9 protein-coding genes and 1 pseudogene are annotated in these 9,443 nt (G+C 57.2%); 4 read left to right on the top strand and 6 right to left on the bottom strand.

The window, feature by feature from the left end:
• Positions 1–80 precede the first annotated feature (80 nt).
• The 5 genes from AC2FJZ_RS19675 to glyA all read right to left on the bottom strand — a co-directional run bounded on the left by AC2FJZ_RS19675 (position 81) and on the right by glyA (position 5,585).
• Positions 81–503, bottom strand: a complete 423-nt coding sequence (locus AC2FJZ_RS19675; protein ID WP_496673279.1) for a universal stress protein — start codon at positions 501–503, stop codon at positions 81–83.
• Between the two features lie 79 nt (positions 504–582).
• Positions 583–1,956, bottom strand: a complete 1,374-nt coding sequence (locus tag AC2FJZ_RS19670) for an alanine/glycine:cation symporter family protein (RefSeq protein ID WP_496779758.1) — start codon at positions 1,954–1,956, stop codon at positions 583–585.
• A 25-nt stretch (positions 1,957–1,981) separates the two neighbouring features.
• Complete coding sequence (gene lipA, locus AC2FJZ_RS19665; RefSeq protein WP_496673285.1) at positions 1,982–2,926, bottom strand: lipoyl synthase; 945 nt, start codon at positions 2,924–2,926, stop codon at positions 1,982–1,984.
• A 14-nt stretch (positions 2,927–2,940) separates the two neighbouring features.
• Positions 2,941–4,320: a dihydrolipoyl dehydrogenase gene (gene lpdA / locus AC2FJZ_RS19660; protein WP_496779756.1), complete on the bottom strand. Its 1,380-nt coding sequence runs from the start codon at positions 4,318–4,320 to the stop codon at positions 2,941–2,943.
• Between the two features lie 11 nt (positions 4,321–4,331).
• Entirely contained in the window at positions 4,332–5,585 is a 1,254-nt protein-coding gene (gene glyA / locus AC2FJZ_RS19655) for a serine hydroxymethyltransferase (protein WP_496673289.1), read from the bottom strand.
• 146 nt (positions 5,586–5,731) lie between these two features.
• On the opposite strand from glyA, the gene AC2FJZ_RS19650 reads away from it, so the two are divergent.
• From AC2FJZ_RS19650 to AC2FJZ_RS19635, 4 genes and pseudogenes are all read left to right on the top strand, one after another.
• Positions 5,732–6,334, top strand: a complete 603-nt coding sequence (locus AC2FJZ_RS19650) for a helix-turn-helix domain-containing protein (protein WP_050604481.1) — start codon at positions 5,732–5,734, stop codon at positions 6,332–6,334.
• A 167-nt stretch (positions 6,335–6,501) separates the two neighbouring features.
• Positions 6,502–6,639, top strand: a pseudogene (locus AC2FJZ_RS19645) (DUF333 domain-containing protein); the annotation flags it as partial.
• A gap of 15 nt (positions 6,640–6,654) precedes the next feature.
• Positions 6,655–6,786 carry a hypothetical protein gene (locus AC2FJZ_RS19640; protein WP_496779760.1) on the top strand — a complete coding sequence of 44 codons (132 nt, stop codon included), beginning with the start codon at positions 6,655–6,657 and terminating at the stop codon, positions 6,784–6,786.
• A 72-nt stretch (positions 6,787–6,858) separates the two neighbouring features.
• Positions 6,859–8,130 (top strand): MFS transporter, encoded by a 1,272-nt coding sequence (locus tag AC2FJZ_RS19635; RefSeq protein ID WP_496673295.1) that lies wholly within the window; start codon positions 6,859–6,861, stop codon positions 8,128–8,130.
• A gap of 403 nt (positions 8,131–8,533) precedes the next feature.
• On the opposite strand, the gene AC2FJZ_RS19630 is transcribed toward AC2FJZ_RS19635, so the two are convergent.
• Positions 8,534–9,427, bottom strand: a complete 894-nt coding sequence (locus AC2FJZ_RS19630; protein ID WP_496779754.1) for a LysR family transcriptional regulator — start codon at positions 9,425–9,427, stop codon at positions 8,534–8,536.
• Positions 9,428–9,443 lie beyond the last annotated feature (16 nt).

Here is a 9,443-nt window from a genome sequence, read left to right as displayed (position 1 = left end):
CAACCAGCTTACCACCCAACTCAACATGCAACGAATGCAAAGGCGTGCGTTTAAGTGAAGTCATTGCGGATACCTTTCGATCAGCGGGATTGGTCACGAACGACAGTGACGGTACAATGCGCGTTGCGCACCACACGGGCCAGGTTCGGTCCGATCTCGTAATTCGGGAAGTCGCCTTTGGTCGAAGCCATGATGATCAGGTCGAAGCCGTCCTTGTAGGCGAGTTTCAGGATTTCGCGGTAAACGCTGCCTTCTTCGATGTGAACGTTCACGTCCGAGGCATTGCCATGATCCAGAATGGCCTGTACCGCATTGCGCACATGGTCCTTGGCACCAGCGCCATAGTTGGCGGGCAGGTTCGGCAGCTGGATGATTTCGGGGATGACAGCAACCACGTGCAGCTCGGCCCCGTAGAATTTCGCCTGTTCCAGCGCCAGCGGCAGGGCGTTTTTCCACGAGCGGTCGTCGGTATGATCAATCGGCAGCAGGATTTTCGTGGCCATCACGTCTCTCCTCGAGATATTGAATTCTGTTTCAAAGGCGGGGGGCCGGGATGGCCCCCCGTTTTAAGTCAGATCGAGCTTACTCGGCAGGTGTGGTGCCCGGCTCTTCGGACTTGCCGCCCGAGGCAAAGAACTCTTTCGTCAGTTTGAAGACGATCGGGCTCAGCAGGGCCAGGGCAATCAGGTTCGGGATAGCCATCATGGCGTTCAGCGTATCCGCCAGCAGCCAGATGAAGCCCAGATCTGCTGTTGCGCCGAAATAGATCATGACGATCCACAGGACGCGGTAGGGCAGCAGGGATTTGACGCCCAGCAGGAACTCGACACATTTCTCGCCGTAGAACGACCAGCCGAGGATGGTGGTGAAGGCAAAGATCGACAGAGCGATGGCGATCAGATACCCACCGACACCCGGCAGCGACAGTTCGAACGCGTGACTTGTTAGGGCCGCGCCGGATTCACCCGATGTCCAGGCTCCCGACGAGATGATTGCCAGACCGGTGATCGAGCAGACGATGATTGTGTCGATGAAGGTACCCAGCATCGCAATCAGGCCCTGGTTGACCGGACCTTTGGTCTCGGCTGCTGCGTGTGCGATCGGAGCGGAACCCAGACCGGCCTCGTTCGAGAACACACCACGTGCCACACCGAAGCGGATCGCTGCCCAGACAGCTGCTCCGGCGAAACCACCTTCGGCGGCTGACGGGGTGAACGCGTAGGTGAAGACCAGCGACAGAGCATTACCGATGTTGCCAATGTTAATCAGCAAGACCAGCAGACCAGCGATGATGTAGGCAATCGCCATGAACGGAACCAGTTTACCGGCGACCGCACCGATGCGGGTGATGCCACCCAGAATTACGGCGGCGGTCAGAACCATCAGAACAACGCCAGTGACCGAGGTGTTCAGACCAAAGTTCGCTTCCAGAACCTGTGCCACACCATTGGCCTGTACGCCGTTGCCGATGCCGAAAGCTGCAACCGCACCGAACAGGGCAAATGCAACGCCCAGCCAGGCCCATTTCGCCCCAAGGCCGTTTTTGATGTAGTACATCGGGCCGCCTACAAAATTGCCCAGCTCGTCTTTTTCGCGGTATTTCACGGCCAGAACGGCTTCGGCATATTTGGTGGCCATGCCCACCAGGGCGGTCATCCACATCCAGAACAAAGCGCCCGGACCGCCCAGGAAGACAGCAGTGGCCACACCGGCGATGTTACCTGTACCGATGGTCGCCGACAGCGAGGTCATCAGCGCATTGAACGGGCTGATTTGTCCGTCGCCCTGACCTTCACGGCCTGCAAACAACAGCTTGAAGCCGGTGCCAATGCGCAGGATCGGCATGAATTTCAGCCCCACCTGCAGGAAGAAGCCAACGCCGAGAATGAGGACCAGCATCAGCGGCCCCCACACGACGCCATTAATGGCCCCTACGATTGAATTTAACGCTTCCATGGTTTCCCTCCCATTTGCGTTTAGATTATGCCCCGTTGGCGATGGCCCGCTGGCGAGCCTGCTTGAGGGCGGTAAAGTCTTCGTCCGCGTGGAACGAGGAACGGGTCAACGGCGTAGCCGACACGTGCAGAAAGCCCTTGGAGCGCGCGATTTGCTCCAGCTGGGCGAATTCGTCCGGTGACCAGAAACGATCAATCGGGTGGTGTTTCGCGGTCGGTTGCAGGTACTGACCGACCGTCAGAAAATCGACTTGTGCGGCGCGTAGGTCATCCATCACCTGACGCACGTCGTTCAGGGTTTCTCCCAACCCAACCATCAGACCGGATTTGGTAAAGATTTCGGGATTGGCGCGCTTGGCGTCATCCAGCAAACGCAGCGAAGCATAATAGCGCGCGCCGGGGCGGACTGTCGGATAGAGGTGCGGGACGGTTTCCAGATTGTGGTTGAACACGTCCGGTGCGGCTTCGAACACGATGTCTGCCGCATCGCCTTTGCCCAGAAAATCGGGGGTCAGAACCTCGACCGTGGTGCCGGGGTTCTGATGGCGTACCGCACGGATAGTCTGAGCGATATGCTCGGCCCCGCCATCTGCCAGATCATCGCGGTCGACCGAGGTGATCACCACGTGGCGCAGGCCCAGCTTTTTCACCGCAACCGCCACGCGACCGGGTTCAAACGCGTCCAGTGCATCAGGACGGCCGGTGGCCACGTTGCAGAAGGAACAACCGCGGGTGCAGACTTCGCCCATGATCATCATGGTCGCGTGACGCTTGGACCAGCATTCGCCGATATTGGGGCAGGCGGCCTCTTCGCACACCGTCGTCAGATTGTGATCACGCATCAGGCGCCGGGTTTCATAATACGCGGCGCTGTCGCCCTTTTTCTTGCGAATCCACTTGGGTTTGCGCGGGATGACGCTGTCAGCCTTCTTGGCCTTTTCCGGGTGACGTGGTCGAAGCTGGATGGTCATCTGGCTGTCCCTCGTTATTCGTGGATCGCCCGGCCCATGGCATCGAGGCAAGCTTCTTTTACCGCCTCTCCCATTGCCGGATGAGCATGACAGGTCGCCGCGACCTCGGCAACAGTGGCCCCCTTGGTCATGGCCAGAACCAATTCGGCGATCAGATCACCGCCGTGGGCACCGCAGATATGCGCACCCAGGATTTTGCCGTCCGCGTCAGCCAGAACTTTGACCGCACCGTCGGTTTCACTCGTCGAACGGGCGCGCGAGTTGGCCATGAAGGCGAATTTTCCGACCGAATATTCGGTGCCGGACTCTTTTAGCGCTTCTTCGGTCAGCCCGACCGATGCGACTTCGGGGTCGGTGTAGACCACGCCAGGAACGGTGTTGTAATCCACATGGCCCGCTTGCCCTGCCAGAGCTTCCACGCAAGCAACGCCGTCTTCTTCGGCCTTGTGCGCCAGCATCGGGCCGGGCACACAGTCGCCTATGGCATAGATGCCGGGAACCGAAGTCTGGAAAGTACCGTCCACCTCGATAAATCCGCGTGGATTTATGGTAACGCCGAGGTCTTCCAGTCCGAGCCCCCGGGTGACAGGACGGCGGCCAACGGCGATCAGAACCTTATCGGCCTCGATCACTTCTTCTTTGTCCTTGCCGACGCGACCAACAGTCAGGGTCAGGCCCGCACCGGTCTTGTCGACCGATTTCAGCGCGCGGCCCAGCTGGAATTTCAACCCGCGCTTGGACAGGGCACGCTGCGCCAGCTTGGCGATCTCGCCATCAATACCGGGCAGAACGCGGTCCAGGTATTCGACCACAGTGACCTTGGCGCCCAGGCGTGCCCAGACCTGACCAAGCTCCAAACCGATCACACCTGCGCCGATCACCACCAGATGCTCGGGCACACTGTCCAGCTCAATCGCCCCGGTCGAGCTGAGGATTTCCTGTTCATCGATCTCGATCCCCGGCAGAGAGGTCGGTTCGGACCCGGTGGCGATCAGGATATTCTTGGTCTCATGGATGTTTTCACCCACTTTGACCTGCCCTGCAGCGGGAATGCTGGCCCAGCCTTCGATCAGATCGACACCGTTTTTCTTGAATAGGAACGCGATGCCCTTCGTCAGATCGCCAACAATCTTGTCCTTGCGCCCCATCATCGCACCAATGTCGATGCTGGCCCCCTCAACCGCAATACCGTGGGAGGAGAGATCTGCAAGTTCGGCATATTTGGCCGAAGAGGTCAGCAACGCTTTGGAGGGGATGCACCCTACGTTCAGACAGGTGCCGCCCAGTGCGCCGCGTCCTTCGACACAAGCCACTTTCAGGCCCAGCTGAGCCGCACGGATCGCAGCGACATAGCCGCCAGGTCCGCCCCCAATGACAATCAGATCGTAGGACATTTTGTTTTCTTTCAGTAAATCGGATGGCGGGCGCACAAAGCGAGGACATTCTCGCGCGTTTGTTTTTCGACGGCTTTGTCACCATCAGGTTTTTTGGCAAGCGCATCCAATACGTCGCCGATCATGTGGCCGATCTGCCTGAACTCGTCCGGCCCGAACCCACGGCTGCAACCTGCTGCCGTTCCCAATCGGATACCGCTGGTTATGGTGGGTTTCTCAGGATCGCCCGGCACACTGTTCTTGTTGCAGGTGAACCCGGCACGCTCCAACGTCGCTTCGGCGTCTTTCCCGGTTACACCCAGAGGGCGCAAATCTACCAGCATCAGGTGGTTTTCCGTGCCGCCTGAAACGATATCGCAGCCGCGCGCAATCATAACGTCCGCAAGGGCGGATGCACTGTCGACGACACGTTGCATATAGTCCTTGAATTCCGGCTTCAGGGCTTCGCCAAAGGCCACAGCCTTGCCTGCAATCACATGCATCAGTGGACCACCTTGCAGGCCGGGGAACACAGCCGAGTTGATCTTTTTCGCCAGCGCCTCGTCATTGGTCAGGATGATGCCACCGCGCGGTCCGCGCAGGGTCTTGTGCGTCGTCGACGTTACAACATGCGCATGGCCGACGGGTGAAGGATGCAAACCAGTTGCAACCAGCCCTGCAATATGGGCCATGTCGGCCAGCAGCCAAGCTCCTACCTCATCCGCGATTACACGGAACCGGGCGAAGTCGATCTTTTGCGAATAGGCCGAAGCGCCGGCGATAATCAGCTTGGGCTTTTCGGCTTTGGCCAGTGCTTCAACCTGATCGTAATCAATCAATCCCTCATCGGTCAGACCATACTGGATCGGGCGGAACCATTTGCCGGACTGGGCGGGTTTTGCCCCATGAGTCAGGTGCCCACCTGCATCCAGAGACATACCAAGGATCGTGTCACCCGGGCTGAGCAGCGCCAATTTGACCGCGCCATTGGCCTGTGCCCCCGAATGCGGCTGGACGTTGGCGAACTCACAGCCGAACAGCTGTTTCAGGCGGTCGATGGCCTCAGCCTCAACCTCGTCCACATACTCGCATCCACCGTAGTAACGGCGACCAGGATAGCCTTCGGCATACTTGTTCGTCAGCACCGACCCCTGCGCTTCGATAACAGCCTGCGAAACGATGTTCTCCGATGCGATCAATTCGATCTGCTCGGCCTGGCGTTTGCCTTCTTTTGCAATCGACGCGGCGATGACCGGATCAACCTCTTTGAGCGCGATTTTGAACATGATCCCCTCCCGGATGCAGAACCTCAGACGCGAAACTTTGTTTCCTATAGTGGAAAAAGTGCACTCAAGGCAACACTTCTCTCATAATTGTGAAGTTGTGCAGGTTGGGAAAAATGGGTAACTTACGGAAAATCGGGGGGATTTCTATGATTGATGACAGTCGCATCGACGGGGCCGGACAGGCAGAACCGGACGAAGGTGCCGCTTTGGGGCAATCAATTCGTGATGCTCGCCGGGCTAAAGGGTGGACTTTGGAAGAAGTTGGGCGGGCGGCGGGAATCGGTCGCTCGACCCTGTCCAAGATCGAAAACAATCAAACCCGACCCAGCTTCGATATCGTGCGGCGCCTGACGCAGGTCCTGGATATGAACACCCCGCAGCTGTTCCTGCAATCGGGTCAAACCAGCATTTCGGGTCGGCGCGATTTCACAGCCAATGGTCAGGGCGAAAAGCGTGACACCCCGACCTATCAGCATGAACTACTGTGTCCGGAATTGACTACAAAACGCATGTTACCCTACATCGCGACCATCAAAGCACGCGATGTGTCAGAGTTCGAGAACTGGATTCGACACAGTGGTGAGGAATTCATGTATGTGATCAGCGGCGAGCTGATCTTCGTTTCAGAACATTATCGACCTTTGACAATGAAAGCCGGTGACTCGCTATATTACGACAGCAGCATGGGGCATGGCTGTATTTCGACCAGCAAAGAAGATGCCCGGGTCTTATGGGTGTCGCTCGAGTGAGCTTGCAGCAACCAGCAGCAAGGCAGGTAAAAAATGCGAAGGTAGTGATGTTTAATCCCTGCCGGATACACCTGCGACCGTGCAGAAAGAGGGATCTTCAGATCAGTACCCTCTTTCCTCTGCCTTCTGAGATCGGTGCCTTGTTTTTGGGGCGCGCAAGTTGAAGGTTGCGATGTCCGTGCCTGAATCCGGCCGCCAAGTTCTGTATCGACCAGGGCAGGCGCGATGAAATTCGCGGAAAAGCCAGCGGTGCGATGCAGGGTGTCTGTGTATTGGAAGGCAGTACCGAAACCGATACATGGGACTATGGAAGGCAAAATATGGGCTCCAGCGATTGGATCAGCAATCCGGTCGCCTTGCATCGCACGATTGCCGATCGTTTGTCTTTGTTTTGCCAGACCGTGATCCCGCCTTTGGTCCTGAAAGATCAGTCCGCATTTAGCCGTGGCTGAAGGTGCAGGTCGCGACATCGACATGTCGCGGGATTGGTATACTCCTCGCCGCGTCCTCAATAGCCATAAGCCATGATACGTGCGTTGAATGAAAACTGGGCCCTGTTTTTGGGGATGCTCATGCTGATGGTTGCCAACGGTCTGTTGGCGACATTGCTGACAATTCGCGGGGCAAGCCTGGGCTTCAGCGACTTTACGATTTCCGTCATGCAGGCCAGCTATCCGTTGGGAGCACTTGCCGGAACCGCCATGGCCCCACGCCTGGTGGAAAATGTTGGTCATATCCGGGCTTTTTCCGCCCTTGCGTCACTGGTGTCCATTGCCGCAATCGTGCATCTGCTGACCAGCGATGCCATCAGTTGGAGTGTCATGCGCTTCCTGGGCGGTTTTTGTTACCCGGGTCTCTACGTCATTACCGAGAGCTGGCTGAACGCGAAATCCGATAACAGCACGCGCGCGCAGGTGTTGTCGCTCTATTTCGTCATTCAGCTTGCCGGACCTGCACTGGGTACAGCCCTTGTTGGCTTTCCCGATCCCACGGGCAACCTGTTGTTCGGCACCGTCTCGATCCTGATTTCACTGTCGATCGTGCCACTGCTTTTGTCCGGTAACAAAGCGCCGGATTACACCGTTCCCGAACGGATGCCCATTACCCGGTTGTACAAGGTGTCTCCGATCGCCGTCATCGGTATTGTGTTGGTCAGCATAGGTGTTTCCGCCCATTACATCACCTTGCCCTTGTATGCCTTGCAGCAGGGTTTCTCGGCCGCACAAGCATCCGGCGCCTTGGTTGCGGCCCTGATTGCTGGTGCTGCTGTGCAATACCCCGTTGGCTGGATCTCCGATCACACAGACAGGCGTTTTGTGGTTATCGGATTGGGCGTTATTACAGCTGTGGCAAGTCTCTGGATTGCCGTCGATACGTCCCCCACGCATCTCACCTTGGGCTTCATGCTCATCGCAATTGGCCTGTATCCTACCTATTCCATCCTGACGGCCCATGCGAATGATCAACTCCGGCTATCCCAGATCGTGCCTGCCAGTGGCACTATGGTTTTGCTGATGAATATTGGGCTGTTGGTCGGAACCATGTTGGGTCCGAACGCCATATCGCTGTTTGGAGGCCGAGGCCTACAAATACTCTTGGCTGGGATCGGCATCTCGGTTGCTCTGATCGCGTTAATCCGCCGATTCAAGGTCGCTGCCCCAGCCGAGACCGGAGAAGTTCAGGTTGTGGGCATCATCGGCGCAACGCAACCCGGCGTCTTACAAGCCGAAACCTGGGTGCAGGAAGAGGAAGAGGCAGAAAGGAAAGACCAGAACCGTTCGGTGGACGGTATCTAAAACGCAGGGAAAATAAGAGATCCTCCATAACCACATTGCCCGATTACAATTCAGGTGCGGATTTTGAGCCCGACCCAAGCATTGCCCAGTTGGACCAGAACGTCGTTATCATAAAGCTTCTGGAGGCGTTAAACGAAGGCCTGATACAAGGCCAGCCCAACGTCAGACGTCATCCCATTCATCCTGAACACAACTCGTGATGACCTGATTCAGCCGGTAGTGCAGACCGATATGGTCCGGGTCATCCAATCCATGAGCAGGTTATGTTCCGGGGCGTCTGTTTAGTTTCACTTCCAAGGAAGCCCCGGACGTCCCCAAAGCACCACCGTGTTTTGAACCTTGGATCGCCCGAGTGGCACTTCCATAATTCTGACAAAATGGGAAAAGCTGAGCAACGTATCCTTCATTCCGCAGATTTGCCCCGCTGCTGCGCAACGGTGGTACGGATTTCGTCGACCAACACATCGATCAAACTTTTTCTCGGGCTGTCGACGCGTAATAGAACGCCCAGTGCACGGGATACGGGTTTGCCGCCCAGTGGGATTTTCCGCAACTGACTGAATTCCGGGTCGGGTACGCAAAGGTCTGGCACGATTGAGACACCCAGATTGTAGGCTACCATGCTGGTGAGGTCCTCCAGCGATTTCATCTCCATTGCGTAACTCACCCGGATTCCGTTCTGCGTCAGCCAAGCATCGGCCAGAACGCCTACCATCCCGTCGCGGGCGTGGCGCACGAAAGGCTGGCTTGCAAGGATCTGCACAGGATCGCCTTCGGTCACCTCAGGGGATGTCACCAGAACCAATTCCTCATCTGCAACAGGATGCCATTCCAGATCGGGCGTTAGCATATCCGGAGCGCTCAGAACCGCTGCATCGATCACACCGCGTTCAACCTGCGTCTGAAGATCGCCGGACAGGGCCGACGTAACATGGACGCGCAGTTCCGGGTAGGTTTCCAGCAAACGCCGAACAGTGATCGGGATCAGCCTGCGGACGGTCGATGACACCGCCCCCAGGTTGAACTCACCACCAAAGGCAGTGTCACCGGCCACACCTTCAAGAATGGTGTCGTAGGCCCGCACTAGATCCCTGGCCTTAGGCACCAGCGCCCAGCCAGTCTGATTGAGCTTGGGTGTACGACCGGTCCGATCGAATAAAACGATCTGCAATTGATCCTCGAGCCGTTTCATCTGCTGTCCGACCGCCGCCTGAGACACGTAAACCTTATCTGCGGCTGCAGCGAAACTACCGGTTTCGGCGATCGCGATCAGTGTTTTGTACAGCGTGATGCTCATGGGCCAAGTCTTTCGC

It is taken from the genome of Ruegeria sp. CDSA079, from assembly GCF_059612245.1.
This window is presented reverse-complemented; position numbering and strand designations above follow the sequence as displayed.

Coding starts and splice junctions, on each gene's coding strand:
- lipA (WP_496673285.1), bottom strand. CDS start 2,926: ATGACCATCCAGCTTCGACCACGTCACCCGGAAAAGGCCAAGAAGGCT.
- glyA (WP_496673289.1), bottom strand. CDS start 5,585: ATGTTCAAAATCGCGCTCAAAGAGGTTGATCCGGTCATCGCCGCGTCG.
- AC2FJZ_RS19650 (WP_050604481.1), top strand. CDS start 5,732: ATGATTGATGACAGTCGCATCGACGGGGCCGGACAGGCAGAACCGGAC.
- AC2FJZ_RS19630 (WP_496779754.1), bottom strand. CDS start 9,427: ATGAGCATCACGCTGTACAAAACACTGATCGCGATCGCCGAAACCGGT.
- AC2FJZ_RS19635 (WP_496673295.1), top strand. CDS start 6,859: ATGATACGTGCGTTGAATGAAAACTGGGCCCTGTTTTTGGGGATGCTC.
- AC2FJZ_RS19670 (WP_496779758.1), bottom strand. CDS start 1,956: ATGGAAGCGTTAAATTCAATCGTAGGGGCCATTAATGGCGTCGTGTGG.
- AC2FJZ_RS19640 (WP_496779760.1), top strand. CDS start 6,655: ATGGGCTCCAGCGATTGGATCAGCAATCCGGTCGCCTTGCATCGCACG.
- lpdA (WP_496779756.1), bottom strand. CDS start 4,320: ATGTCCTACGATCTGATTGTCATTGGGGGCGGACCTGGCGGCTATGTC.
- AC2FJZ_RS19675 (WP_496673279.1), bottom strand. CDS start 503: ATGGCCACGAAAATCCTGCTGCCGATTGATCATACCGACGACCGCTCG.